This window comes from Pantoea sp. Ap-967, assembly GCF_011752565.1.
In the GTDB taxonomy this organism is placed as follows: Bacteria; Pseudomonadota; Gammaproteobacteria; order Pseudomonadales; family Pseudomonadaceae; genus Aquipseudomonas.
The window spans coordinates 41,953-67,388 of the sequence record NZ_VWXK01000010.1 but is presented as its reverse complement, the minus strand read 5'-3'; the positions used below and the strand labels follow the sequence as shown (position 1 = coordinate 67,388).

20 protein-coding genes are annotated in these 25,436 nt (G+C 64.1%); 7 read left to right on the top strand and 13 right to left on the bottom strand.

Annotated features, from left to right (window positions below; genetic code table 11):
* Positions 1-125 precede the first annotated feature (125 nt).
* The gene (locus tag F3J45_RS12715) at positions 126-566 is read left to right on the top strand and encodes a thioesterase family protein (protein ID WP_167062690.1); all 441 of its coding nucleotides are present in this window, start codon (positions 126-128) and stop codon (positions 564-566) included.
* 67 nt (positions 567-633) lie between these two features.
* On the opposite strand, the gene F3J45_RS12710 is transcribed toward F3J45_RS12715, so the two are convergent.
* The 3 genes from F3J45_RS12710 to fdhD all read right to left on the bottom strand — a co-directional run bounded on the left by F3J45_RS12710 (position 634) and on the right by fdhD (position 4,574).
* Positions 634-1,110: a glycine zipper domain-containing protein gene (locus tag F3J45_RS12710; protein WP_167062688.1), complete on the bottom strand. Its 477-nt coding sequence runs from the start codon at positions 1,108-1,110 to the stop codon at positions 634-636.
* A 282-nt stretch (positions 1,111-1,392) separates the two neighbouring features.
* A complete protein-coding gene (locus tag F3J45_RS12705; RefSeq protein WP_167062686.1) occupies positions 1,393-3,738 on the bottom strand; it encodes an FdhF/YdeP family oxidoreductase in 2,346 nt (781 codons plus the stop codon).
* Between the two features lie 5 nt (positions 3,739-3,743).
* Complete coding sequence (gene fdhD / locus F3J45_RS12700; RefSeq protein ID WP_167062684.1) at positions 3,744-4,574, bottom strand: formate dehydrogenase accessory sulfurtransferase FdhD; 831 nt, start codon at positions 4,572-4,574, stop codon at positions 3,744-3,746.
* A 175-nt stretch (positions 4,575-4,749) separates the two neighbouring features.
* Between fdhD and lysM the strand changes: the two genes are divergently transcribed.
* Positions 4,750-5,190, top strand: coding sequence for a peptidoglycan-binding protein LysM (gene lysM, locus F3J45_RS12695; protein ID WP_167062682.1), 441 nt, complete (start codon positions 4,750-4,752; stop codon positions 5,188-5,190).
* An 87-nt stretch (positions 5,191-5,277) separates the two neighbouring features.
* Here the strand turns inward: lysM and yrfG are convergent, their stop codons facing one another.
* The gene (yrfG, locus tag F3J45_RS12690) at positions 5,278-5,940 is read right to left on the bottom strand and encodes a GMP/IMP nucleotidase (protein ID WP_167062679.1); all 663 of its coding nucleotides are present in this window, start codon (positions 5,938-5,940) and stop codon (positions 5,278-5,280) included.
* Between the two features lie 64 nt (positions 5,941-6,004).
* On the opposite strand from yrfG, the gene nudE reads away from it, so the two are divergent.
* Both nudE and cysQ read left to right on the top strand, forming a co-directional pair.
* Positions 6,005-6,571 (top strand): ADP compounds hydrolase NudE, encoded by a 567-nt coding sequence (nudE, locus tag F3J45_RS12685; protein WP_054903565.1) that lies wholly within the window; start codon positions 6,005-6,007, stop codon positions 6,569-6,571.
* 11 nt (positions 6,572-6,582) lie between these two features.
* A complete protein-coding gene (gene cysQ, locus F3J45_RS12680; RefSeq protein WP_205300507.1) occupies positions 6,583-7,386 on the top strand; it encodes a 3'(2'),5'-bisphosphate nucleotidase CysQ in 804 nt (267 codons plus the stop codon).
* Positions 7,387-7,569: 183 nt separating this feature from the next.
* Here cysQ and F3J45_RS12675 read toward each other — a convergent pair whose 3' ends face one another.
* The 5 genes from F3J45_RS12675 to rfbC are packed head-to-tail and all read right to left on the bottom strand — an operon-like array spanning position 7,570 to position 12,682.
* Positions 7,570-8,025, bottom strand: coding sequence for a YiiD C-terminal domain-containing protein (locus F3J45_RS12675; protein ID WP_167062672.1), 456 nt, complete (start codon positions 8,023-8,025; stop codon positions 7,570-7,572).
* Positions 8,022-9,431 carry a sigma-54 dependent transcriptional regulator gene (locus F3J45_RS12670; RefSeq protein ID WP_167062669.1) on the bottom strand — a complete coding sequence of 470 codons (1,410 nt, stop codon included), beginning with the start codon at positions 9,429-9,431 and terminating at the stop codon, positions 8,022-8,024. The genes F3J45_RS12675 and F3J45_RS12670 overlap by 4 nt, the downstream gene beginning before the upstream one ends.
* Positions 9,428-11,242, bottom strand: a complete 1,815-nt coding sequence (locus F3J45_RS12665; protein WP_167062666.1) for an ATP-binding protein — start codon at positions 11,240-11,242, stop codon at positions 9,428-9,430. Before F3J45_RS12665 ends, F3J45_RS12670 begins: the two co-directional genes overlap by 4 nt.
* Positions 11,243-11,279: 37 nt before the next feature.
* Entirely contained in the window at positions 11,280-12,140 is an 861-nt protein-coding gene (gene rfbD / locus F3J45_RS12660) for a dTDP-4-dehydrorhamnose reductase (RefSeq protein ID WP_167062663.1), read from the bottom strand.
* On the bottom strand, positions 12,137-12,682 hold the full coding sequence (gene rfbC / locus F3J45_RS12655; RefSeq protein ID WP_167062660.1) for a dTDP-4-dehydrorhamnose 3,5-epimerase: 546 nt from the start codon (positions 12,680-12,682) through the stop codon (positions 12,137-12,139). The genes rfbD and rfbC overlap by 4 nt, the downstream gene beginning before the upstream one ends.
* Before the next feature lie 454 nt (positions 12,683-13,136).
* On the opposite strand from rfbC, the gene aguA reads away from it, so the two are divergent.
* Positions 13,137-14,243 (top strand): agmatine deiminase, encoded by a 1,107-nt coding sequence (gene aguA / locus F3J45_RS12650; RefSeq protein WP_167062657.1) that lies wholly within the window; start codon positions 13,137-13,139, stop codon positions 14,241-14,243.
* A gap of 475 nt (positions 14,244-14,718) precedes the next feature.
* Here the strand turns inward: aguA and F3J45_RS12645 are convergent, their stop codons facing one another.
* Complete coding sequence (locus tag F3J45_RS12645) at positions 14,719-16,815, bottom strand: TonB-dependent siderophore receptor (protein WP_167062654.1); 2,097 nt, start codon at positions 16,813-16,815, stop codon at positions 14,719-14,721.
* Here F3J45_RS12645 and F3J45_RS12640 point away from each other — a divergent pair.
* Both F3J45_RS12640 and F3J45_RS12635 read left to right on the top strand, forming a co-directional pair.
* On the top strand, positions 16,814-17,089 hold the full coding sequence (locus F3J45_RS12640; RefSeq protein ID WP_167062651.1) for a hypothetical protein: 276 nt from the start codon (positions 16,814-16,816) through the stop codon (positions 17,087-17,089). The genes F3J45_RS12645 and F3J45_RS12640 overlap by 2 nt on opposite strands.
* Positions 17,090-17,287: 198 nt before the next feature.
* Positions 17,288-18,592, top strand: coding sequence for an OprD family porin (locus F3J45_RS12635; RefSeq protein WP_205300506.1), 1,305 nt, complete (start codon positions 17,288-17,290; stop codon positions 18,590-18,592).
* A gap of 30 nt (positions 18,593-18,622) precedes the next feature.
* Here the strand turns inward: F3J45_RS12635 and F3J45_RS12630 are convergent, their stop codons facing one another.
* The 3 genes from F3J45_RS12630 to F3J45_RS12620 all read right to left on the bottom strand — a co-directional run bounded on the left by F3J45_RS12630 (position 18,623) and on the right by F3J45_RS12620 (position 25,434).
* Positions 18,623-20,293: an FMN-binding glutamate synthase family protein gene (locus tag F3J45_RS12630; RefSeq protein ID WP_167062645.1), complete on the bottom strand. Its 1,671-nt coding sequence runs from the start codon at positions 20,291-20,293 to the stop codon at positions 18,623-18,625.
* Between the two features lie 139 nt (positions 20,294-20,432).
* Positions 20,433-21,032, bottom strand: a complete 600-nt coding sequence (locus F3J45_RS12625) for a hypothetical protein (RefSeq protein WP_205300495.1) — start codon at positions 21,030-21,032, stop codon at positions 20,433-20,435.
* Between the two features lies 1 nt (position 21,033).
* Positions 21,034-25,434, bottom strand: coding sequence for an RHS repeat-associated core domain-containing protein (locus F3J45_RS12620; RefSeq protein ID WP_167062642.1), 4,401 nt, complete (start codon positions 25,432-25,434; stop codon positions 21,034-21,036).
* Positions 25,435-25,436: the final 2 nt, after the last annotated feature.

Here is a 25,436-nt window from a genome sequence, read left to right as displayed (position 1 = left end):
AATTGACGGCGAAATAGATAGGGATAAGGGGTTGGTCGCATTCGTTAAGCCAGCTTTCATAGGCAGCTGCTAGACTTACTTGCTGTGGGAAGCTTCTCTTTGATGTAACCAACTGTGGATAACTCATGACCGAATCCCCAAACCGCACGGCCTTCTCCCACTTCCACCCCATCCTCACCCGCCCCCAGGACAACGACGTCAACGGCCACATTGCCGGTGCCACCGTGCACGGCTTTTTCGAGGCTGCGATCCAGGCGTTTCTTGTGGAGCAGGCTGACCTCGACCTGCGTGATGGCCAGTTGGCTGCGTTCGTGGTGAGTTCGTCGGCAGACTTCTTTGCCTTGCCGGGCTTTCCGGACGTGCTGGAGGTGGGGCTGGGGGTGACGCGCCTGGCGGGCAGTACCGTGGAGTACCGGCTGGCGCTGTTCCGCCCGGGGGAAACCGATGCCTGTGCGGCGGGGACGGTGGTGCAGGTGTTCATCGAGCGCGCAGAAGGGCGGCCGGTGCCCTTGCCGGAAACCCTGCAGGTGATCCTGGCGGGCCTGCAGCTCGAACCGCGGGCATGAAAAAGCCCCGCCGGTGGGGGCGGGGCTCTTCTCTGCTGGCTGGACTACCCGGGCAAGGCCTCAGGTATCAGTCACGCCAGTGGCGGTGATTACGGTGGCCGTAGTGGCGGCCACGGTCGTAATGACGACGGTCGTCATAGCCGCGACGGTAGCGGCGATCGTCATGGCGTTCGTCTTCGTCGGCCTTGTTGCCCATGTAGTTACCCAACGCACCGCCAGCACCGCCGCCTGCGGCTGCGCCAATCAGGCTGCCGGTGGTGCCGCCCATCGAGCGGCCAACCACGTTGCCGCCTGCAGCGCCCAGTGCGCCACCGATGGCGGCTTCGCCGCGCTGGTGCTTGTTGGCCCCCACCGCACTGCCGGCGGCGCCGCCCAGGCCGGCGCCGATGGCGCTGCCGGTGCTACCGCCGATGGACTGGCCGACGACCGAGCCCAGTACCCCACCCAATGCGCCGCCAATGCCGGCCTCGGTGGTGCCGCCTGCCATGGCAACGCCGCTGAGCAAGCTGAAAGACAACAACAGAATCGAGGAGTACTTCTTCATCAAGAGAGCCTCATAGGGATGACGAGGGCGAATTTGAGGCTAAGGCGGGTGGCTGGCAACGAAAATCCGACGAGTAACACGAGTTGTACACAATTCCATAAGTTACTGTATTTGCAGTGAAACTTAATCGATTTTCGTGGGTCTGAGGTCTTTATGGCAAAAGCCCTGGACCTTGCGGTTCAGGGCTTTTTTGGTTTTTGCGCCTATCGCGAGCTGCGCTCGCTCCTACGAAATCTACGTAGGTCTGGTAGGAGCGAGCAGAGCTCGCGATGCGGTTAACCGTCAGAGAATCCTGCCATCGTCCCGCGCGCGTTCGAGCTTGATGGCGACGAACTTGGACGTCGGTGTATGGCTGCCGTCACCGACGCTTTCCAGCGGGATCAACGGGTTCACTTCCGGATAGTACGCCGCCGCCTGGCCCGCCGGGATATCGAAGGCCAGCAATGTGAAGCCGTGCACACGGCGCACATGCGCATCCCCCCACAACGAGACGATGTCGACCTTCTGCCCCGGCTGGAAGCCCAGGCGGATGATGTCGGCTTCGTTGGCGAACAGCACCTCGCGCTGGCCACGCACGCCGCGGTAGCGGTCGTCCAGGCCGTAAATGGTGGTGTTGTACTGATCGTGCGAACGCATCGATTGCATGATCAGGTCCGGCAACTGGCCGCTGGCGCGCACGCGCTCGTCGAGCAGGGTGTCGGGCAGCAGGTTGGCCTTGAAGTTGGCACGCCCGGTGGCGGTTTTCCACTGGCGGCTGCCGGCACTGTTGCCCAGGTAGAAGCCCCCCGGGTGCTCCAGGCGCTGGTTGAAGCCGGCAAAGCCCGCGATGGTGTCGCCAATCAGGTCGCGGATGCGCGCATAGTCGGCCACCAGCCAGTGCCAGTCCACCGGGTGCTTGCCCAGGGTGGCGGCGGCAATCCCGGCAACCACCGCCGGTTCCGAGCGCATCTGCTTGGACAGTGGCTTGAGCTGGCCATTGGAGGCGTGGACCATGCTGAACGAGTCTTCCACGGTCACCGCCTGGGGGCCGTCGGCCTGCAGGTCGATATCGGTGCGGCCCAGGCACGGCAAAATCAATGCCTGCTTGCCGTGTATCAGGTGGCTGCGGTTGAGCTTGGTGCTGATGTGCACGGTCAGCTCGCAGTTGCGCAGGGCCTGGGCGGTGCGCTCGGTGTCTGGAGTCGCCTGGGCGAAGTTGCCACCCAGGCCGATGAACACTTTCGAACGGCCATCGAGCATGGCGTGGATCGCCTCGACGGTGTTGTGGCCGTTGTGCCGCGGCACCGGGAATTTGAAACGCTTTTCAATGGCATCGAGCAGGGCCACGGGTGGGCGCTCATTGATGCCCATGGTGCGGTCACCCTGCACGTTGCTGTGGCCGCGCACCGGGCACAGGCCGGCGCCGGGCACGCCGATGTTGCCGCGCAGCATCTGCAGGTTGACGATTTCCTGGATGGTCGGCACCGAATGGCGGTGCTGGGTGATGCCCATGGCCCAGCACATGATGACTCGCTTGCCACGGCAGTACATGCGCGCGGCCAGTTCGATATCGGCCAGGGTAAGGCCCGACTGCGCCTCGATGTGTGCCCAGGAGGTGGCGTCCACGGCGGCCAGGTATTCGTCCACGCCATGGCCGTGCTCGGCGATGAACACATGGTCGAATACCGCTGGCTCGCCCTTGGCCTGGGCCTCGCGTTCCCACTGCAGCACGAACTTGGCCATGCCGCGCAACAGCGCCATGTCGCCGCCCAGGGCCGGGCGGAAGAACGCGGTATTGGTCGGGCGGTCGCTGTTGGTCAGCATCTCCAACGGGTTTTGCGGGTGCTGGAAACGTTCCAGCCCACGTTCCTTGAGTGGGTTGACGCACACCACCTGGGCCCCGCGTTTCACCGCGTCGCGCAGCGGGTCGAGCATGCGTGGGTGGTTGGTGCCAGGGTTCTGGCCCCAGACGAAAATCGCATCGGCATGCTCGAAGTCGTCATAGGTGACGGTGCCCTTGCCGACCCCGACGCTCTGGCCCAAGGCCACGCCGCTGGCTTCGTGGCACATGTTCGAGCAGTCGGGGAAGTTGTTGGTGCCGTAGGCGCGCACGAACAGCTGGTAGAGGTAAGCCGCCTCGTTGCTGGCCCGGCCCGAGGTGTAGAACTCGGCCTGATCGGGCGTGGTCAGCTTGTTCAGCTCGCGGGCGATCAGGGCGTAGGCGGCGTCCCAGGCAATTGGCTGGTAGCGGTCGGTTTGCGGGTCGTAGACCATCGGCTCGGTGAGGCGGCCTTGGTACTCCAGCCAGTAGTCGCTTTGCTGCAGCAGCGCCGTGACGCTGTAGCGGGCGAAGAAAGCCGCATCGACGCGGCGCTTGGTGGCTTCCCAGTTGACGGCCTTGGCGCCGTTCTCGCAGAACTTGACCATGCCGCTTTCGGGCGAATCACCCCAGGCGCAGCCGGGGCAGTCGAAGCCGCCGTTCTGGTTAGTCTTGAGCAGGGCGCGGATATTCTTCAGCGCGTTGTCGCTGCCAACCCAGGCCTTGGCCACGCTGCGCAGCGCACCCCAGCCGCCGGCGGGGCCGTGGTAGGGCTGGTAGCGTGGGGTGGAAGCGGGGGCGTTGTCTGGAAGTTGCTGGTAGGAGGTCACGGCTGTTACGACTCCGCCGCAGGGCTGTAGACCCGCGGTGCACTGTGTTTGGGCAGGTGAATGAGGTTGAGGTTGTGCTTGCGCGCCCACTGCAGGGCAAGGCCGGTGGGCGCCGACAGGCTGACCAGGGTCTGGATGCCGGCGCGCAGCACCTTCTGGATCAGTTCCAGGCTGCAGCGGCTGGTGACGATGGCCAGGCCGCCGTCGGTGGCGATGCCCTCGCGCAGCAGGGCGCCGATCAGCTTGTCCAGGGCGTTGTGCCGGCCAATGTCCTCACGGCCCATCAGCAGCTCGCCGTGGGCGTTCATGAACAGTGCCGCATGCACGGCGCCGCAGTGTTGGCCCAGCGGGGTGAAGGCATCGATCCGCTCACGCAGGCCGGCCAGCCACTGGGCCGGGGGCAACGGCGCGCCCGGCAGCACGTTGAGTTCGGGCAGGGCCTGTTCCAGGGCCTCGACGCCGCACAGGCCGCAGCCGCTGGTGCCCGCCAGCTGGCGGCGCTGGTTTTTCAGGTTCCAGAACGCGCGGCTGGAAATCTCCAGGTCGGCGTACAGCGCCGAGCCACTGCCGGAAAGCTTGAGGTCATAGATTTCCGCGGTGCCTTCGACGATGCCGCTGCCCACGCTGAAACCGACCGCGAAGTCTTCAAGGTCGGTGGGGCTGACCAGCATCACGGCCTGGTTCAGGCCGTTGTAGACGATGGCCAGGGCCACTTCTTCGGCCAGCGGCGTGCAGGCGCGTTCGCCGTCGCTGAGCTGGGCGTAGTCGTAGGTATGGCTGGCGGCAGGCAGGGCCAAGGGTGTGGAGGCCGCGCAGACCGGAGGTTTGCTTTGCATCTGGGCTGAGCACCGGCGGCTATTTGATAGCACCAGCCTAGGCCGCCGGGTCGCGCGCGTCTAATCGCTAGGCTCTATGCCTTGATAGACCGCGTCGATTGGTCGCAGTGGGGCGCGGGGAGGGATCGTGGCCTAGACTGCTGGCTCCGAGGTTTACCTTAACAAGGAGCACGTCATGAGCCTGTTCAGTTTCGTGAAGGAGGCCGGCGAGAAGCTGGTCGACCTGCTGACTCCCGGCAATGCCAACGCCGAGGAACAGCTCAAGCAGCACGTGGAGAGTGTCGGCCTGGGCAACCCGAACATCAGCGCCACTGTAGAGGGTGACAAGGTCGTTCTCAAGGGCGAGGTGGCCAGCCAGGAGGAAAAAGAGAAAATCATCCTCGCCGCCGGCAATATTGCCGGGGTGGCCAGTGTTGAGGACCAGATCACCGTGACCGGGCCGGTAGTGGCAGCGGCAAGGTTCGTCACCGTGAAAAAGGGCGACACGTTGTCGGCGATCGCTGTAGTCGTGTATGGCAATGCCGGGCAGTACAACAAGATTTTCGAGGCCAACAAGCCGATGCTCAAGCACCCCGACAAGATTTATCCGGGGCAGGTGTTGCGGATTCCTGATTGATCTTTAGTGCCTGGTTTGGCCTCTTCGCGGGGCAAGCCCGCTCCTACAGGCGATGTGTAGGAGCGGGCTTGCCCCGCGAAAGGGCCGTCAAAGGCCAACCAATAATTCCCGGTAATCCTCGACCGCCGCGAACTCCTCGGTATCGCGTGGCTGCGCCCGGCTATCGGGCTGGCGCACCGCCAGCAGATGCCCCACACCAAAGCGCCGCGCACTGCGCAGGATGGCCAAGGTGTCATCGATGAACAGGCTGCGCTGCGGGTCGAAGCCGATATCCGCCTGCAAGGCATCCCAGAACTGCGGGTTTTCCTTCGGGTAGCCGTAATCGTGCGAGCTGATCAAACGCTCGAAATACGGCGCCAGTTCCACCCGCTCCAGTTTCAGCGACAACGAATCGCGGTGGGCGTTGGTGATCATCACCACCCGCTTGCCGGCCTTGCGGATGGCCGCGAGGAAGGTGTCGGCGTCCGGCCGCAGGGCGATCAGGTCGGCGATCTCGCGTTTGAGCTCGCGGATGGGCAGTTTCAGCTCGCGGCTCCAGAAGTCCAGGCAGTACCAGTTGAGCGTGCCGGCGTTGCGCTCGAACAGCGGCTGCAGCTCCATCTCTGCCATGGCCCGGCTGACCCCGTGCAGCTCGGCATAGCGCTGGGGCAGGTGGTCGAGCCAGAAGCGGTTGTCGTAGTGCAGGTCGAGCAAGGTGCCGTCCATGTCCAGCAGGACGGTGTCGATGGCGGACCAGGGAAGAACAGGCATGGGAAACTCTCGTTCAGTCGGCAAGCCACGGTATAGTAACCCGTTCACGCCAAGGAGCCGCCCCATGCGCCAGAAACCCACCGTCCTCAGCCGCGAAATCGTCGCCAGCAGCCGCCTGTTCCGCGTCGAGGCCGTGCAATTGCGCTTCAGCAACGGCACCGAGCGTACCTACGAGCGCCTGGTCGGGCGCGGCAACGGCTATGGCGCGGTGATGATCGTGGCCATGCTCGATGCCGAGCACGCGGTACTGGTGGAGGAATACTGCGGCGGTACCGACGAGTACGAGCTGTCGCTGCCCAAGGGCCTGATCGAGCCGGGCGAAGACGTGCTGGCGGCGGCGGACCGCGAGCTCAAGGAAGAAGCCGGCTTCGGCGCTCGCCAGTTGGAACACCTGACCGAGCTTTCACTGTCGCCGGGCTACATGAGCCAGAAAATCCAGGTGGTGCTGGCCAGCGACCTCTACGAGGAGCGCCTTGAGGGCGACGAGCCGGAGCCGATGCGGGTCGACAAGGTCAACCTGCGCGAGCTCTCGGCCCTTGCCATGCACCCGCAATTTACCGAAGGGCGGGCGCTGGCGGCGTTGTACCTGGCCCGTGACCTGTTGATCCAGCGGGGGCTGCTAGACGCATGAACGACCTGCAATTGATGCATGAAGTGGTCAAGCTCGCCCGCTTGGCGGGCGAGGCGATCCTGCCGTTCTGGCGCGCCGATGTGGCGGTGAGCAACAAGGCCGATGATTCACCGGTGACCGCCGCCGACCTGGCCGCGCACCGGGTGATCGCCGATGGCCTGTTGGCCCTGGCGCCGCAGATTCCAGTGCTGTCCGAAGAGGACTGCAACATCCCCCTGAGCGAGCGCCAGGGCTGGAGCCGCTGGTGGCTGGTCGACCCGCTGGACGGCACCAAGGAATTCATCGCTGGCAGCGAGGAGTTCACCGTCAACATTGCCCTCATCGAGCACGGTGAGGTGGTGTTTGGCGTGGTGACGATGCCTACCAACGGGCGCGCCTATTTCGGTGGCCGTAGCCTGGGGGCGTGGCGTGCCGAGGCTGATGGCGAGGCCTTGGCGGTTCAGGTGCGCACTGCGCCGCCTGCCGATGGGCGTTTCACCGTGGTTGCCAGCCGCCGCCATTCCAGCCCCGAGCAGGAGGCGCTGCTGGCAGGGCTGGGCGCGGCGGTGGGCGAGCTGGCGCTGGCCAATATCGGCAGTTCGCTGAAGTTCTGCCTGCTGGCCGAAGGCAGCGCCGATTGCTACCCGCGCCTGGCGCCGACCTCGCAGTGGGACACGGCGGCGGCGCAGGGGGTGCTGGAAGGTGCTGGGGGGGAGGTGATTGGCGTGGATGGGCAGCCGTTCCGCTACCCGGCGCGTGAGTCGCTGCTCAACCCGTTCTTCCTCGCGCTGCCGGTCAAGGCCGTTTGGCGCCAGGCGTTCCTGAGCCTGGTCTAACCTTCGAGCCCGCTCCTGTGGAACAAATCATAACTATCTGATTTAACCGAGAATCCTGTGGGAGCGGGCTTGCCCGCGAACACCGGCGAAGCCGGTGCCATCCACCGCGTCGCTTGCTTCGCGGCGGTTCGACGCCTCGACAAGCCCGCTCCCACAGGGAATTGCGGCAGCCCGCATGGCCCTCTAGCGGTGCAGGACGTATTGCCCGCTGAAGGTGACGGCGGGGGCGTCGCTGCCGGCATTGCAAACCGTGGTTTCCAGCGTCAGCCGTGCCCGGCCGCGGCGCTGATACATCGCCAGGAACCGCTCCCAGGCCTTGGCATCCGGCGCCGCGCAGCGCGCCACGGCGGCGCCGGTCACCGGCAACGGGTAACTGATCTGGCCTTCCTGGATGACGATATGCCCGTCATCGATGCCCAGCTCGCGCAGGCGCAGGTGCAACCAGCCCCAGCCCACCAGCACCGCGGCGCAGTACAGGCTGCCGCCGAACATGGTGCTCTTGTGGTTGACGTTGGCCGCCAGCGGCAATTGCAGGCGCAAGGCCTGCTGCTGCCAGTCGAGCACTTCCAGGCCCATTTCCCGGGTCAACGGGATGTCGCCGTGCAACACGGCCTGCAGGTACTGGCTATCGGAACTCATGGGCGGTTTTCCTCGTGGTCATCAGGCCCGCTGCTGCCGCCCTCGAAATGCAGGCCGTGCTTGCGCAGCTTGTCGTGCAGGGTTTTGCGCGGAATGCCGAGGGCTTCGGCCAGGCTGCGCATGGAGCCGTGGGGCTGGGCAAGCTCGGCGGCAATCAGTGAGCGCTCGAACAGCTCCACTTGTTCGCTGAGGTTGCCCAGCAGAATGGGGGCCGCAGGCGGTGGCGCGGCCGGCGCCTGGCCGTCGAGGGCCAGCTCCAGGCCCAGGGCGAAGCGTTCGGCAGCGTTCTGCAGTTCGCGCACGTTACCTGGCCAGCCATGGCGCAGCAGCATCGCCCGCTGGGCAGGCTGCAGGCTGTGTGGCGACAGGCCGTGGCGCTGGCTGGCGGCATCGGCGAAATGCTGGAACAGCACCAGGATGTCGTCGCCCCGCTCGCGCAGTGGCGGAATACGCAGCGGCGCCACGTTCAGGCGGTAGTAAAGGTCGGCGCGGAAGCGGCCCTGGTCGGCGGAGGTGCGCAGGTCTTCCTTGGTGGCGGCGATCACGCGGATATCCAGCGGGATCAGCTGGTTGCCGCCCAGGCGCTCGACCACCCGCTCCTGCAGCAGGCGCAGCAGTTTCACCTGCACATCCAGGCTCATGCTCTCGATTTCATCAAGGAACAGCGTGCCACCGTTGGCGAATTCGAACTTGCCGATGCGGCGCTTCTGCGCGCCGGTGAAGGCCCCCGGCTCATGGCCGAACAGCTCGCTCTCGACCACCGATTCGGCCAGGGCGCCGGCGTTGATCGCCACGAACGGGCCGTCGCGTCGGCTCGACAGGTCGTGCAGGGCGCGGGCCACCACTTCCTTGCCGGCACCCGTCTCGCCAAGAATCAGCACGTCGGCGCGGGTGCCGGCCAGGGCGCCGATCTGCTCGCGCAGGCGCTGCATCGACGATGACTGGCCGACCAGGCGGGTGGCCAGCTGCTGGCGGTCGCTCAGGGCCAGGCGCAGGCTGCGGTTGTCCAGCACCAGGCGGCGCAGGGCCAGGGCGCGGCGCACGCTGTCGAGCAGGGCATCGGTTGCGAAGGGCTTTTCCAGGAAATCATAGGCCCCGGCGCGCATGGCCTGCACCGCCAGTGGCACGTCGCCGTGGCCGGTGATCAGCAGCACCGGCAGCTCGTTGTCGCGGGCATGCAGTTGCTGCAGCAATTGCAGGCCGTCGATGCCGGGCATGCGGATATCGCTGACCACCACGCCCGGCCAGTCGGGCTCGATGCGCTCGGCCAGGCCCTGGGCCTCGGCCAGGGCCACGACCTTGAGCCCGGCAAGGTCCAGGGTCTGGCTCAGGGCCTGGCGCAGGTGCGGGTCGTCATCGACCAGAATCACCTGGGCCTGGCTGTCGATGTAAGGCTCGGTCGTCATGCCGAGAGGTCCTCCGAATTGGGCAGGGTCGCGCCGGGGGCGGCCACGCGCAGTTGCAGGGTGAGCAGGGCGCCCCCTTCCGGGTGGTTGGCCAGCAGCAGTTCACCGCCCAGGGCGCGCATTAGGCTTTCGCAGATGGCCAGGCCCAGGCCCAGCCCTTGGGTACGGGTCTTGGTGGTGAAGAATGGCTCCTTGGCGTGCTCCAGGGCCTGGCGGCTGAAGCCTGGGCCGTTGTCGCGAATGTACAGGTAGACGCATTCATCACGCCGTTCGGCACTGAGCCACAGGCGGCGCGGGTTGGCTTTCTCGGTCAGTGCATCGAGGGCATTGGCCAGCAGGTTGCCAAGCACCTGGCGCAGGCGGGTTTCACCGGCCTGCACCCACAAGGTGGCGTCTGGAAGGTCGCGAATCAGTTCCACCGCCATGGCCCGGCGGCGTTTGGCCAGCAGCGCCAGGGCATCATCCAGCGCCGGCTGCAGGGCCACGCTTTCCGGGGCATGGCGGTCGCGGCGGGCGAAGGCGCGCAAGTGGGCGATGATCGAGGCCATGCGCCCGGTCAGCTCAGCGATCAGCTTGAGGTTGCCACGGGCATCGTCAGTGCGCTGGTGGTCGAGCAGGATCTCGGCGTTTTCCGCGTAGCTGCGAATCGCCGCCAGTGGCTGGTTGAGTTCATGGCTGATGCTTGCCGACATGGTGCCGAGCACCGACAGCTTGCCGGCCTGAACCAGTTCGTCCTGGGCGCGAACCAGTTCCTGCTGGGCATTCTCGCGTTCGAGCACGGCGCTTTTCAGGCGCGTGTTGAGCCCTTCCAGGTCCGCGGTGCGCTCGACCACGCGCTTTTCCAGTTGCTGGCGGCCACGGGCCTCGAAGTCGATGCGGTCGATGTAATGGCGACGGCGCTGCATCACCAGGCCTGCCAGCAGCATGGTCACCAGCAGTGCGCCGCCGCCGATGGCCATTACCGTCTGCACAGAGCGGTCAACCAGGATGCGCGGGGCCAGGATGCTGACTTGCCAGCCGGTTTCCTTGATGTCGCGGGTCTGGGTGATCCAGGCGTCCTGGTTGAGCACCAGCGGTTGCGGCGCCTGGGTTGGGTAGGGCTGGATGGCGATGATCGCCTGGCGTTCCGCTTCGCTCAGGGCGCGGGTGGCACGGAAGCGCCAGTCGGGCCGCGAGGTAAGGATCACCACGCCGTTGTGGTCGGTCAGCAGCAACTGCTCGGGGGTGCGGCCCCAGAGGGTTTCGGTGTGGTCGAGGTCGACCTTGACCACCAGCACACCGACGATGCGTTCACGGTCGCGCACCGCGGCGGCGAAGAAGTAGCCGCGCTTGGCCGAGGTGGTGCCCTGGCCGAAGAAACGCCCCAGGCGGCCGGCCATGGCTTCATTGAAGTACGGGCGGAACGAGAAGTTGCGGCCAACGAAGCTGTCTTGCTTGTCCCAGTTGGAGGCGGCGAGGGTGTTGCCGCTGACGTCCATCAGGTACATCACTTCGGCGCCGGTCTGGTGGACGATGTCCTTGAGCAGGCGGTTGGCGTTGGTCACCGCTTCCAGGCGGAACGGGTCGGCCAGCACGCCGCGCAGGGCTGGCAGGTCGCCGAGAATCTGCGGCAGGGTTTCGTAGCGGTGCAGGGTGCCGAGCAGGTTGGCCACGTAGAGGTCGAGGGTCTGGCGGTTTTGCGAGGCCAGCTCGTCCTGGTAGTAACGTTCAGCCAGGTGATGCAGCGGCCACAGCAGCGGAGCCAGGCACAAGGCCAGCAGTGCCAGGCTGCGCCAGCGTGGGCGCCGTGGAGCGGTCGGTTTTGCAATCATCGCATCATGCGCCAGAAGGGTCTGGCGCAATTATGCGCTACTTGAGGCAGTCGATCAGCGCCTGCTGCCAGTGCGGCAGGTGCACATCCCATTCGTGGGCCAGGCGGCTGCAGTCCAGCCGAGAGTTCAGTGGCCTGCGTGCCGGGGTGGGGTATTGGCTGGAGGGGATCGGCAGCAGTTCTGCGCAGGGCAGGCCTTGGGCCTTGAGGTGTTCGCCGATGGCCTGGGCGAAGCCGAACCACGATGTCTGGCCCTGGGCGGTGAGGTGGTAGGTGCCCCAGGCGCCGGGTTGCCCAGCCTGCCAGCGCTCGACCAGGGCACGGGTGCTGGCGGCAATGGTGCCGGCCCAGGTTGGGGCGCCAACCTGGTCGTCAACCACGCGCAGCTGTGGCTTTTCCTGCAACAGGCGCTGCATGGTCAGCAGGAAGTTGCGCCCATGCCGCGAATACACCCAACTGGTGCGCAGGATCAAGTACTCGCCATCGACGGCGGCGATGGCCTGTTCGCCGGCCAGCTTGCTGCGGCCATACACGCCGAGCGGGTTCGGCCGGTCGGCTTCGGTGTAGGGCAGGGCCTTTTCACCGTCGAACACGTAGTCGGTGGAATAGTGAATCAGCGGCGCACCCAGGCGCACGGCTTCTTCGGCCAGCACCCGGGGGGCGTCGGCGTTGATCGCGTAGGCCAGGTCGGGTTCGCTTTCGGCCTGGTCGACCGCGGTGTGGGCGGCGGCGTTGATGATCAGTTGCGGGGCCAGGCGGCGCAGCGGTTCGCGCAGCGCTTCGGGGCGCGCCAGGTCGAGTTGGTCGCGGCCCAGGACATGCAGCTCGCCCAGGCCTGCCAGTTGTGCCCGGAGCGCCTGGGCGACCTGGCCATTGTGGCCACAGATGAGGATGCTCATGGGAACAGGTCCGCGTCGGCCAGCCATGCCCCGGCCTGGTCCTTGGCCGACAGCTGTGGCGGTGCTTCCAGGCCCCAGTCGATGGCAAGCTGCGGGTCGTCCCAGCGGATCGAGCGCTCGGCGGCGGGGTTGTAGTAGTCGGTGGTCTTGTAGAGGAAGTCGGCCGACTCGCTCAGCACCAGGAACCCGTGGGCGAACCCGGGTGGAATCCAGAACTGCAGGTGGTCTGTGGCAGACAGGCGGCGGGCCACCCAACGGCCAAAGGTGGGCGAGCTGCGGCGGATGTCCACCGCCACGTCGAGCACTTCACCTTGCACCACGCGCACCAGTTTCCCCTGGGGATTGTCGATCTGGTAATGCAGGCCACGCAGCACACCGCGTTGGGAGCGGGAGTGGTTGTCCTGAACGAAATGGCCGTCGAACCCGGTCTGTTTCTTGAATTCGCGGGCATTGAAGCTTTCGAAGAAAAAGCCGCGGCTGTCGCCGAAGACCTTCGGTTCGATGATCACTACATCGGGAATTTCGGTCGCTATGATGTTCATGGGATTTCTTCGGTCAGTGTGGTTGGGGTCCGACCTTGTGAGGTCCACGCTAATCCGCCGCCCTGGCAAGCAGAGCCTAGATCGGCTGGCTGTAGGCCATTACCTACCCACTCGCTGATTTCATCTTCGCCCCGTGTGCCAGGCCTTAAGCGTGGCTATGCAGGCAGAAAAATGAAACAGCTTTCATCTTGATACGTTTTGCCAGCCTGATGCAGCCTGCGCTTAGCGACTAGCTCAAAGGGCGTAATCAGGTATGACTGCTTGGGCCTTCTGTCGTTTTTTATCGGTAAAAAATGCGTTTATAGATTTTTTATAGAGCGTTTAGGCTTCTAAAGTCGATATCTATCGGTTATAAAATGGCCAGCCAACAGGGCTAATCAACGCCCTGCGAAATTGTCACCTCCATTTGCTATCCCATTTGACCATCGGCCTAGGGCCTTTGCAGAGGTTACCCATGAAAACCCTCAACTCCACCCCCCGCGCCGACGGTTTCCACATGCCCGCCGAATGGGCGCCGCAGAGCCAGGTCTGGATGGTCTGGCCGGAGCGCCCGGACAACTGGCGCCTGGGTGGCAAGCCTGCGCAGGCGGCCCATGTCACCCTGGCCAAGGCCATCGCCCGCTTCGAGCCAGTGACCGTGGCGGTATCGGCTGGCCAGTACGAAAACGCCCGTCGTCAACTCGACCTGCCGAACATCCGCGTGGTGGAAATCAGCAACGACGACGCCTGGGTGCGCGACACCGGCCCAACCTTCGTGATCGACGGCCAGGGGGAAGTGCGCGGTGTGGACTGGGGCTTCAACGCCTGGGGTGGCTTTGACGGTGGCCTGTACGCGCCGTGGAACCGCGATGAAGAACTGGCCGCCAAGGTGCTGGAGATGGAGCGCTGCCAGCGCTACCACACCGAGGGCTTCGTGCTCGAAGGTGGCTCGATTCACGTGGACGGCGAAGGCACCCTGATCACCACCGAAGAGTGCCTGCTCAACCGCAACCGCAACCCGCACCTGAACCGCGAGCAGATCGAGGAAATCCTGCGTGAGCACCTGGCGGTGGAAACCATCGTCTGGCTGCCCGATGGCCTGTACAACGACGAAACCGACGGCCATGTGGATAACTTCTGCTGTTACGTAAGCCCAGGCGAAGTGTTACTGGCCTGGACCGATGATTCCAACGACCCCAACTACGCCCGTTGCCACGCCGCGTATGAGGTGCTGAAAAACACCCGCGACGCCAAGGGCCGCGAGTTCGTGGTGCACAAGATGCCGATTCCAGGCCCGCTGTTCGCCACCCAGGAAGAATGCGATGGCGTCGACCACGTGGTCGGCAGCCAGGAGCGCGACCCGTCGGTTCGCCTGGCCGGCTCCTACGTGAACTTCCTGATCGTCAACGGCGGGATCATCGCGCCGAGCTTCGACGACCCGGCAGATGCCCAGGCCAGGGCGATCCTGGCCAAGGTGTTCCCGGGCCACGAAGTGGTGATGATTCCGGGCCGTGAACTGCTGCTTGGCGGGGGCAACATCCACTGCCTGACCCAGCAACAGCCGGCGCCCGTCAAGCGCTGATCACTTACGTAATTGGGGCCGCAGAGCGGCCCCAAACCGTGCAGTGAGCACAATGGCATAGGTTTTGTATTGTTTTCAGGGGGTTACCCGGACAGGCCGGGCTCTCCGTTCTGTAACAATCTTGACGTAAATTAGCCGCTCACGGGCCCAGGGAGTACGTGGACATGAACGCAGCAAGTGAGACGGCTTTGCGCCCATCGGCAGTGAATCACCATTCGCTCAGGGTTGTAGCGCAATGGTTGAAGCACCATGGAGGCAAACGGGTCAGGACGACCGACCCACGACGTCTGCTGAACGGCCGTTATCCTCACGGCCTGATCAGCGATGCGGAGCTGGAAGCACTGCTGGGTGTGTGGCACTGAAATACGGCACTTTGGCTGGCCCTTCGCGAGCTGCGCTCGCTCCTACAGGGGATGCTATTGCCCTTGGTAGGAGCGAGCGCAGCTCGCGATGAGGCCCGCAAAGGCACCCACCATCAGAAACTATAGGTCCCGGTAACCACCAGGCTACGCGGATCGCCCACCTGAATCTGCGCCGCACTGGTCGCGGAACTGTAGTAGGTCTTGTCGGCAATGTTGCTCAACGCCGCCCGCACATCCCAATCGCGGGTGCGGAATCCCGCCAGCGCGTCCCAACGCCCATAGCCCGGCAGCACCGTGGTGTTCTGGTTGTCGGCGTAACGCTCGCCCACCAGCGTCAAACCGGTTTCGGCGTACCAGCCCAATTGCGGCTTCCAGGTCACGAACAGGCTGCCATTGCGCTTGGCCACGTCGTTGATACGGTTGCCTTCCAGGCCGTTGTTGTCCTTGACCACCGTGGCATCCTGCAAGCCGATGCCACCGCGTACGTACCAGTTGCCAACGATGTTGCCGGTGGCGGTCAGCTCGATGCCGCGCGAGCGCTGCAGGCCGCTGAGCAAGGTAATTTCCGGGTTGTTCGCGTCGCGGGTGCGGCGGTTGTACAGCTCCAGCTCGTAGATCGCCAGGGTGGTGGTCAGGCGTTCGTCGAACCAGTCGCTTTTCACCCCGACTTCCTTCTGCCGGGTCAGCTCCGGGCCTGTTTCGTTGGTGTTGCCCGGCGCACCGGGGGTAATGCCGATCAGGCCGCCACCAACCGGGGCGAAGGTCTTGCTCCATGAGGCGTAGAACGAATGGTCGCGCCACGGCGTATAGACCACGCCCAGACGCGGGCTGGTGGTGTTGCTGTCTTGTTTCTCGGACAGGTTGCGCACCTTGTTGGTGGTTTCCACCTCGAACTGGTCGAAGCGCACCCCGGCCAGGATTTGCCACTGCTCGTTCAGGCGAATCTGGTCCTGCAGGTACAGGCCACGGCTGTCGACCACGGTGTGGTTGTTGCTCGACACCACCATGCGGCCATTGTGCTGCTGGCTACGGTCGGGGTCGTACAGGCCAAGGCTTGGCACTGGCCGGCCACCGGCCGAAACCGCGGCGGCGGTGTACAGCGTCGGGTCGCGGCGCTGGTTGCCGAACTCCAGGCCCAGCAACAGCTTGTGTTCCAGCCCCAGGGTGAGGAAATCGCCCTCGGCTTCGAGGGTGTTGAACAGGTTGCGGGTGTTCAGGTCCTGCTGCCAGCGCTGGCGGGTGACGGTCTGGTTGCTGGCGTTGTAGCCGGTGAGGTAGGTGTTGTCGAACTCGCTGTCGAGCTTGAACAGGCCCAGGGTATGGCGCACCTGCCAGGTGTCGTTGACCTGGTAGTTCAGGCGCGAACGCAGCGACTGGGCGCGGTCGTCGATGTAGTCGCGCTGGGTGTCGCCATAGGTGGTGCTGCGGCCAACGTCCGCCGGCCGGCCGTTGACGCCCGGGATGCCACGGTCGGGCGTGCGGTTGTAGCGGCTGTATTCGTACTGCACCAGCCAGTTCAGGTCGGGGGTCACCTGCCAGCTCAACGACGGCGCGAACAGTTGGCGGCTGCCATCGACACCGTCGCGGAAACTGTTGGCGTCCTGGTTGCCCAGGTTAAGGCGCAGGCTGACGGTGTCGCTGGGGTCGGCGCTGAGGTCGGCATACAGGCTGCGCAGGTCCTGGCTGCCGCCCTGGGCTTCGAGGGTCGAGCGGCGGCCATGCTCTGGCGCCTTGCTGACCCGGTTGATGATGCCGCCCTGGCTGCCGCGCCCGTACAGCACGGCGGCCGGCCCCTTGAGCACTTCGACCCGCTCGATGTTGTGCAGGTCGCGGATGTACTGGCTGTCGTCGCGAATGCCGTCCAGGTAGAAGTCGTTGCTGGCCTCGAAGCCACGGATACGCACGCTGTCGAAGCGGGTGTCGGCGCCGCTGCTGACGTTGGGGATGCCTTCCAGGGCCTTGCCCAGCGAATCGTTGCCGTAGTCGAGCACGTTGCGCGTCTTCACGGTGTCGATGGCCTGGGGTACGTAGCGCACCGGGGTAGCGGTGCGCGTGGCGGTGCTGACCTCCTTGGCGCGGGGGTCGTCGTCCTCGCGTTCAGCGGTAACCGAAAGCTCCGGCAGGGTGGTGGTGGCGGCGCTGGCAAGGCTGGCGCCCATTAGCAGGGACAGGCCGAGTGTCAGGGGTGAAAGGCGGCAAGGGGCAGGCATGAAGGCATCCGAACCAGGGCAGGTGAAAAAGGTGGCGCGAATGGTAATGCTTGTTATTTGCTGTTGCTTGGGTATTTGTAAAGCCCTGTCTTTACATTTGTGTCCGTATGTAACGAGTGACTTTTTCTTCCGTTTGTCGGGAATTTGCCTGACTGGTCAAGACTACGTTTCCTACAAAAGAGAATTTGCCTCCAGCGATGGCAAAGGGGCATGGAAATGCACCAGTCCTGCCAGTGATTTTGGTTATATCAACCTGCAATTCACGAGTTTTTGACATTTGTAATCGCACACGGCTAGGATTCGGCCAACGCTTGCTGGCCACCCATGGCCATGCTGCCGGAAAAGGCCTGTCACTCCACCCTCGGCGGGCTTTTCAGTTTGGATCCGCACAGCGTCGAACCTACGAAGGGGCGTTGGTTCCTGGCGCAATCGTGCACAGCGTTTTTGATTTAGAAATAAGGAAAACAACATGTTGAAAACCAGGATCAGCCTGGTCGCCCTGGCGATGATCGCCGCGACCCAGGCCCAGGCCAACGATCAGGCCGACAGCAAGGGCTTCATCGAGGACAGCCACGCCAACGTCCTGCTGCGCAACGCTTTCATCAACCGTGACAAGAAGCACGGCGTCAACGACCAGTCCCAGTGGGGCCAGGGCGTCATCGCCAACTTCTCCTCCGGCTTCACCCAAGGCACCGTCGGTGTCGGCGTGGACGCCTTCGGCCTGTACGCCGTTCGCCTGGATGGCGGCAAGGGCCGCAACGGCGGTGGCGGTATCGATTTCTTCAAGCGTGAGAACACCACCGACGCCCGTGGCCGCAGCGACGCTGCCGACCAACTGGCCCGTGGCGGCGCAGCCGTGAAGTTCCGCATCTCCAACACCGTGCTCAAGTACGGTGACCAGATGCCGGCCCTGCCAGTGCTGCAGTACGACGACACCCGCCTGCTGCCTGAGAGCTACACCGGTACCCTGTTGACCTCCAAGGAGATCCAGGGCCTGGAGCTGAACGCCGGCCGCTTCACCCGTGAAGTGCAAAAGAGCGCCGAGGGCCACGATAGCGGCCGCCTCAAGGCGATCAACGTGATCGGTGGTAGCTACAAGTTCACCGACAACTTCACCGCTTCGTTGTACACCGCCGACAACGAAGACGTGATGAAGAAGCACTACCTGGGCCTGAACTACGTCTACCCGATCGCTGCCGACCAGTCCCTGACCCTGGACTTCAACGGCTACAAGTCGAAGCTGGACAACAAGTTCATCCGTACCTGGGACCTGCCGGAAGGCGACCGCGACAACACCATCTGGAGCCTGGCTGCGACCTATGCGTTCGGCCCGCACTCGGTGACCATCGCCCACCAGCGCAGCACCGGCGACACCGGTTACAACTACGGTGGCTACCAGCGTAACGGCGGTATCGGCGACGGTGGTTCGACCATCTACCTGGCCAACTCCTACTGGTCCGACTTCAACGCCGAAGACGAGCGCTCCTGGCAGATCGGCTACGGCCTGGACTTCGGCGCCTTCGGCGTGCCGGGCCTGACCTACAAGATCGCCTACGTGGCGGGTGACAACATCAACACCCACGGCTTCGGCGAAGGTAAAGAGCGCGAAATCTTCAACCAGCTGCGCTACGTCGTTCAGGACGGCCCGGCCAAGGACCTGTCGGTCAAGCTGCGTGGTTCCTGGCTGCGTACCAACAACGCCGTTCAGCAAAATGGCTACAACGACGACGGCAACGAAGTCCGCGTATTCGTCGAGTACCCGATCAGCATCTTCTGATCCTGACCGCGTGATTCGAGCAGCCCTGGCCTATGCCGGGGCTGTTTCTTTGCGGCGTACGCCAGCTGCCGCCGGCGCTACCTGCCCATCCCCCGTCTCTGGCGCAAAGCTGTCACTGCGCGCCATTCGCCACATCCGTGCATAGAATTCGCTGCCAATCGAGCCGCTGAGCAATTCGCCAGGCTTGAGGAACGGGTGCAGGTCGGAAAACAGGCCGATCTCGCTGGGGCTGATACGCCGCGCCAAATGCTTGGGCTTGAGCTCCGAGGGGTGCTCCAGGCCCGCGGCCGCAAGCATTTCGGCCAGGGCATGCAAGGTGTTGCGGTGAAAGCTCGCCACCCGCTCAGCCTTGTCCGGCACCACCAGCGCACGCTGGCGCAGTGGGTCTTGGGTGGCCACGCCGGTCGGGCACTTGTTGGTGTGGCAGCTCTGCGACTGGATGCAGCCAATGGCGAACATGAAGCCGCGTGCCGAGTTCACCCAATCGGCGCCGATGGCCAGGGCGCTGGCGATATCGAAGGCGCTGACGATCTTGCCTGCTGCGCCAAGGCGGATGCTCGAACGCAAGTTCAGCCCCACCAGGGTGTTGTGCACGAACATCAAGCCTTCGCGCATGGGCACGCCCATGTTGTCGCTGAATTCGCGTGGCGCAGCACCGGTGCCGCCTTCCTTGCCATCGACGACGATGAAGTCTGGGGTAATGCCCGTCACCAGCATGGCCTTGGCAATGCCCATGAACTCCCACGGGTGGCCCAGGCAGAACTTGAAGCCCACCGGCTTGCCGCCGGACAGCTCGCGCAGGTGGCCAATGAAGTGCAGCAACTCCACGGGCGTGCGAAAGGCACTGTGGGCTGCCGGCGAGATGCAGTCCTCGCCCAGCTTGACGCCACGGGTGGCGGCGATTTCCGCGCTGACCTTGTGCCCCGGCAGAATGCCACCGTGGCCCGGCTTGGCGCCTTGGCTGAGCTTGAGCTCGATCATCTTCACCTGGGGGCTGCGCGCCTGTTCGGTAAAGCGCTGCGGGTCGAAGCGGCCATCCTCGGTGCGGCAACCGAAGTAGCCGCTGCCAATTTCCCAGATCAGGTCGCCGCCATGCTCGCGGTGGTAGGGGCTGATGCTGCCTTCACCGGTGTCGTGGGCGAAGCGGCCCAGGCGTGCGCCTTGGTTGAGCGCGGCAATCGCATTGGCGCTGAGGGCGCCGAAGCTCATGGCCGATATGTTGAAGATCGAGGCCGAGTAGGGTAGCCGGCACTGCGGCCCGCCGATGGCGATGCGAAACGAGGCCGGGTCGGGGGTGGCTACCGGCAGCATCGAATGGCTGATGAACTCGAAGCCCGGCTTGTAGGCGTCGTTGAGCGTGCCAAAGGCCTTTTCGGCGCTCTCGTTCTTGGCCCGGGCATACACCAGCGAGCGCTGCGAGCGGGAAAACGGCAGCTTGTCGTCGTCGCCTTCGATCAGGTACTGGCGAATTTCCGGGCGGATGGTTTCGATCAGGTAACGGATATTGCCCAGAATCGGGTAGTTACGGCGCACCGCATGGTGGCTCTGGCGCAGGTCGTTGAGGCCAACCAGGCTGAGCAGGGCGGAGACCAGGGTCAGTGGCCACAGCCAGCCGTGCTGGGTGAGCAGGGGCAGGCTGATGAGGGTGAACAGCAGGCACAAGGCCAGGCAGGCATAACGGCTGGGCAGGGAATGTTTCATGGGTCCATCGCAGGCAGGATGACCGGCCTAGGATAGGCAAACCCCAGGTTGGGAAAACCTGGGGTTTTGGTAAAAGACTGTTACCCGGTGAGCAGGTTGTGCCGTCGCTTGCAACTGCGCTAATGCAGCAAGGGCGTGCTCAACTGGCTGGCGCTATCAGGGTGAAGTCGAAGCAGCCAGGGCAGTGTTGTTCCAGCCACTGCTTGGCACGTTCGTTGAGGAAATAACCCCCGTAGACGTCAGCTTTGAAAAAATCGGCTTTGTCATCGGCCTTCAGCACCTGAAGGTACTTGCCCAGGTCATTTTCCGGTTGCTTGGGGTCTTTGCGCAGGCTGAGCTTGCCCACCACGAATGCCTGCCAGTACTCAGGCATGCGCTTTGCCAGCTCGGGGTCATGGGGGCGGCTATCGATGATCGATTCAGGTTCGCCCTCAAGGTCCAGGTGCTCGGTAATGGCTTTGTTGGTGTCCCAGTCTTGCCACTGAAGCTCGACGATGTGGGTCTTCTCCAGGTGTTCGAAGCGGTTGATGCCCTTCAGGTCGCTGCGCTCCAGGGCATCCTTGATCGCCTGGGTCAGCACCAGCACGCCAGAGCGTATGTAGGCCAACGGCGTATAGGGGCCGGTGCGCTCGATGCTGTCGATGTCGGTATCTTCGTCCCAGCCGATCATGCCGTAGGCCAGTACCGTGCCCCAGTCACCCCAAGGCCTGGCCACGTTGGTGAAATAGTAGATGTTCATGTCAGCCTCCACAGCCCTTGCCGTTTTTGCCATAGCGACGGACGTGGTTTCTTGTCGCCTTGGGCACGTTGTATTTGCGCATCATGACTTTTATCTGCTTCTGCAGGTCTTTCTGCGTGAAGTTGCGGTTGTTCTGGTGCCAGGCTTCCCAGTCCGAGTTCCAGCCCTTGGAATGGAGATCGGCATGGAACGCGTTCGGTATGCGTGAGATCTGTTTGTCGATATAGCGCTTGGGGTTCTTGATCCCGGCCGTTTTCATCTGGTTACGGAAATCCCGGTCTCGCCACATCTCCTGGGGAATCATGTGGTGATCTCGCAGGGCAGCCGGGCCATCGCGTCTACGCCATTCGGGCGTCGTCCGTTTTGTGCCGCTTTTGGTATAGCCCGTCAAGGTCAACCAACCCAGGGGGTCGACCCAGTTCACCGGGTTCGGCGCGTACCCGTAGAGTTGGTGACCGCCGGCCAGGCCTATCGGGTCGGGCTGGGTGAACCGGCCTATGTCCGGGTCATAGAACCTGAACGTGTTGTAGTGCAGCCCGGTTTCCCGGTCCAGGTATTGTCCTTGAAAACGCAAGTTCTGCTCTTGCAGGCAGCTCGCAGCACGAGACTCATCCAGGGTATGGCCCCAGCCCAGGTAGCTGGCTTGCCAGGCCATATCGCCCTGTTCGTCGGTCAGCCGTTCCGGCAGGCCGCTCACGTCGTTGTGAAAGTGCAGCACCTGTTGGCCTGGCCCGGTTCCGTCGATTCGCGCCAGCGGCTCATAGCCTTCGCCTTCGTAAAGGTAGAGGCTGACATGGCCATGGCGCTGTTCCTGAAGCAGCCGCAGGCCGTCCCAGGCAAAGCGGGTTTGCCCAAGCAGCTGCTCGTTTGCGTCGTACTCGCTTTTCTCCACCCGCCTGCCGAGTGGGTCGTAGCGCATGCGCACCCGGCGCTCGCGGCCGGCCTGCTGGCTACGGACCTCTATCAACCGATGTTCGGCATCGTAGCGGAACAATTGCGTTGCCCGCCGCCCGCTGCGTTTCTCGGCCAGCCGGCCAAAGGCGTCATAGCGGTAGTGCTTGTCCTGGAACGTATGCAGTCGATCATGCTGAACCTGCGACTGGGCTTCGTTGGCCAACAGGTTACCGACAGCATCGTAGTGGTAGGTCTCATGGCCGCCGCGAACCAGGTCATGGCTTCCCAGCAGGCGCCCACGGGCATCGTGCTGAACGACCTGATCGAGCAGCGCCTGGCCGGACACCTGGCGAAAGCGTCGGCTCAGGTAATCCCGCGGGTCGTACTCGAAGCGTTGCTGGTGAGGCGCCGGCAACTGCGCGGGTTGGTTGGCCGGGCCACATTTGCGGCTGCGCAACCGCCCGTTGCGGTCATATTCGCTGCGTGTGTGCAGGGCGCCCTGGGTACGCACCACCTCCCGATGCAGGCGATCGCGTTCGTAGTCGTTGATGACACGGCCGTCCAGGTTGATCTGATGCAGGTGGCCGCTGCCGTAGTACAGCCGGTTGATCCAGCGCCCGTCGAACAATTGTGTGCGGGTGAGGTTCCCCAGTTCATCGTACTGATGGCGCAGTACACCCTCGGCGCTGTGCTCTTCGACCAACTGCCCCATTTCATCGAACGCCATGGCGAGCGATTCGCCGTTGCCGTCGGAGTCTTGGAAATGAATGCCGGTGAGTTGGTCGATGGCGTCGTGCGTGTAAGTCGTGATGCCGTCCGAAGTGTGCTTGGTGAGCAAACGGCCCACGGCATCGCGTTCCAGCCGATGGACGATCGGTTCAACGGCGTCGGTGTTGGGGGCTGGGGTGTAGGCCACTTGCACGATGTTATGCAGCAGGTCGTGGCGATACTCCCTGCCGGTGCCGTCGAGAAACTGCTCGCGCACCAGGCGATCGGCGGCGTCCCATTGGAAGTGGAAGCGTTCGCCGTTCTCATTGGTCAGGCACAGCAAGCGCCCGTAGGCGTCGATCTGATAACCCAGGGTTCGCCCCAGCGGGTCGACGGCGTGGGTGAGTGCGCCGCTGACATCGAAGCAGTATTGGTTGACGCCACCCGCCGGGTCGATTGTCTGGACGAGCCTGCCCGCCGCATCGTAGCGGTAGCCTTCGCGAGTGCCGTCGGGCTGTACCACGGCAAGCAGGCGCCCGTCATGGTCGTATTCGAAGCCGGTCGACTCACCCATGGCGTCGGTCACCGAGGTGAGATAGCCATGGCGGTCGTAGCGGTAGCGGGTGACGTTGCCTGAACAGTCGGTTTCCTGCAGCAGCAGGCCCAGGTCGTTCCACCGCAAAAGCCGTGAGTGCCCCATTGGATCGATGATCTCAACGGGTTGGCCGTGCGGGTCATAGCGATAGCGGGTGACGTTACCCTGAGGATCGCTCTCGTGTATGCAGTTGCCCCGGGGATCGTAGTGATAGCGCCAGCGGTTGCCGGCCGGGTCCAGGGTGGAGCGGGGCAGCGCCCAGTGTTCAAGCCATTGGGTCGACTCGCTGCGCCCCAGCGGGTCGAGGGCCTGGGTCAGGTTGCCCGAGGCGTCATAGAAATACGCCCAGCGCCCGCCCAGCGGGTCGACGGCACCCAGCAGCTGGCGCTCGTCGTCCCAGTCGAACCGCCAAGTTGCACCCACGGCGTCGGTGTATTCGGTAACCTGGTACTGCGTGTTCCAACGGCGCGTGCTGACCCGTTGCAGACCATCGGTCACACGGGTCAGGCCCGCCTCGATATCGTAGTCGAAGCGGTATTCGTCACCGCCGTTGCTCCAGTAGCGCACCACGCGCCGTGCGTCAGCGGTGCTTGCCCACTCGTAGAAGCAGCGCAGGCCTGCGGCGTTTTCATGTTCTATCAGGTGGCGTTGGCTGTCGTAGGCAAAGCGGCGACGCAGTTGGCCCTTCCCGTCGAACACGGCAGCCAGGTCGCCGCAGGCATCGTATTGGTAGCTGGCCAGCAGCTGCTGGTCGCCGTCCTGGTGACGGCGTTCGATGCGTGCCACCCGTGTTGGCCAACGCACGTCCCGATGGATCTCGACCTGGACCAGGTCGAAGGTGTCGCGCAGCCTCGCCAGGCGACCGCTGTCGTCGTAGTCCAGGTAGATGCGATTGTCGTTGCGGTCACCCAGGGCGCTCAGGCGCAGGTGTGCCGGGTTGCCGGGCTCAGGCTGGAACAGCCGATAGAGCCCTTTGTCGATATCCTCGATCAGTACTTCGCCCTGTTGCGAGCGGCGTACGCTGAGCCCTTCGCCCACACTGAAGACAGCGTCTGCGCGGGCGATGTGCCCCATGTCGATGACCCGGGCCTGTTCATCGGTGAACAGCAGTTGCTCGTTGCCATCGTCGTCCAGGCGAATTTCAACGAACACTTCGTATTCGGTGCTCCAGCCGGCCCCGAACAGGCCATCGCGGCGTTCATCGCGGCTGTTGTAGAAGCGTTGCCAATCCAGTGGCAGCAGGGCCTGCAGGCTGAAATCGAGTTCTTCCGGCCCGTACAGAATTTTCGCGCCGGTAGGCGCATGCACGGGGTTCGGCGAGGCCGAGGTGGCCTGGACGATGGCATGGGTGACTTGCCCGGTGATGAAACTCGTGGCACCACCGAGCAACATGCAGCCGAACCTGCTGTAGAACTTTCCGCCGCGGCCACGCAGCAGCATCAGCGCGGTGATCGCCAGGCCGATGCCAGGTGTCTTGCCGCTGCGGATTTCACGCACCACGGTCGCCGGCCCACCGATTCGCACATTGCTCGACACCAATCCGCCATCGACGATCACGGCCTCGCAGGTGCTGCGATCACCGCTGCGAGCCGCCGGATGGCCGTTGATCAGGACCTTGCTCGAACCCTCGGCCAGGTATTGGGGTGGCATAGCCGGGTGCTTGGTGCAGAGAACCTTGTCGTCGTCTGCTTCCTGGGTGTTGGGTGCCGGGCTTGCCACCGTAGGCCGCCACATTTGCGAGAAGAAGCTCCCGGCCATGTCGAGAAATGTTTCTTCCTGCGCCTCACCCTGATCATGTTCAGCAACGCCTGGCAATGCAGCCATCGGCGCGAGCACGATCCCTGCAGCCCGTGCGGCGCGCTTGCCATTGATATGGGTGTCGCTGGAGCCGGTAGCGATGGTGGCTTGAACCGAAGGCGGAAAGAGGAAATTGCCTATGCCCTCGCATAATCGGCTAAGCCCCGTATCGGCACCGGTCTTGGCCATGGCCACCCCGACCACCAGGCCCACCACGGCCCCCAGCACGAAACAGCCCAGGCCGCCGGTCGCCACCGTGATACCCAGTGCAGCGGCGACTGCCGCAGTTGCCAGGGCGCCGATTGCCACATTGGCGGCAACCTCCAGCACGCCCCCGACAATGTCAGCCATGATCGAGGTGTGCAGCAATGCATCGCCTTCACGGGCGGCCCACAAGGCATCGGACATGA

Coding starts and splice junctions, on each gene's coding strand:
- F3J45_RS12675 (WP_167062672.1), bottom strand. CDS start 8,025: ATGAGTTCCGATAGCCAGTACCTGCAGGCCGTGTTGCACGGCGACATC.
- F3J45_RS12630 (WP_167062645.1), bottom strand. CDS start 20,293: ATGAAACATTCCCTGCCCAGCCGTTATGCCTGCCTGGCCTTGTGCCTG.
- fdhD (WP_167062684.1), bottom strand. CDS start 4,574: ATGCAAAGCAAACCTCCGGTCTGCGCGGCCTCCACACCCTTGGCCCTG.
- nudE (WP_054903565.1), top strand. CDS start 6,005: ATGCGCCAGAAACCCACCGTCCTCAGCCGCGAAATCGTCGCCAGCAGC.
- F3J45_RS12670 (WP_167062669.1), bottom strand. CDS start 9,431: ATGACGACCGAGCCTTACATCGACAGCCAGGCCCAGGTGATTCTGGTC.
- F3J45_RS12640 (WP_167062651.1), top strand. CDS start 16,814: ATGAAGGCATCCGAACCAGGGCAGGTGAAAAAGGTGGCGCGAATGGTA.
- F3J45_RS12710 (WP_167062688.1), bottom strand. CDS start 1,110: ATGAAGAAGTACTCCTCGATTCTGTTGTTGTCTTTCAGCTTGCTCAGC.
- F3J45_RS12715 (WP_167062690.1), top strand. CDS start 126: ATGACCGAATCCCCAAACCGCACGGCCTTCTCCCACTTCCACCCCATC.
- F3J45_RS12645 (WP_167062654.1), bottom strand. CDS start 16,815: ATGCCTGCCCCTTGCCGCCTTTCACCCCTGACACTCGGCCTGTCCCTG.
- rfbD (WP_167062663.1), bottom strand. CDS start 12,140: ATGAGCATCCTCATCTGTGGCCACAATGGCCAGGTCGCCCAGGCGCTC.
- F3J45_RS12625 (WP_205300495.1), bottom strand. CDS start 21,032: ATGAACATCTACTATTTCACCAACGTGGCCAGGCCTTGGGGTGACTGG.
- F3J45_RS12620 (WP_167062642.1), bottom strand. CDS start 25,434: ATGTCCGATGCCTTGTGGGCCGCCCGTGAAGGCGATGCATTGCTGCAC.
- rfbC (WP_167062660.1), bottom strand. CDS start 12,682: ATGAACATCATAGCGACCGAAATTCCCGATGTAGTGATCATCGAACCG.
- aguA (WP_167062657.1), top strand. CDS start 13,137: ATGAAAACCCTCAACTCCACCCCCCGCGCCGACGGTTTCCACATGCCC.
- F3J45_RS12665 (WP_167062666.1), bottom strand. CDS start 11,242: ATGATTGCAAAACCGACCGCTCCACGGCGCCCACGCTGGCGCAGCCTG.
- yrfG (WP_167062679.1), bottom strand. CDS start 5,940: ATGCCTGTTCTTCCCTGGTCCGCCATCGACACCGTCCTGCTGGACATG.
- lysM (WP_167062682.1), top strand. CDS start 4,750: ATGAGCCTGTTCAGTTTCGTGAAGGAGGCCGGCGAGAAGCTGGTCGAC.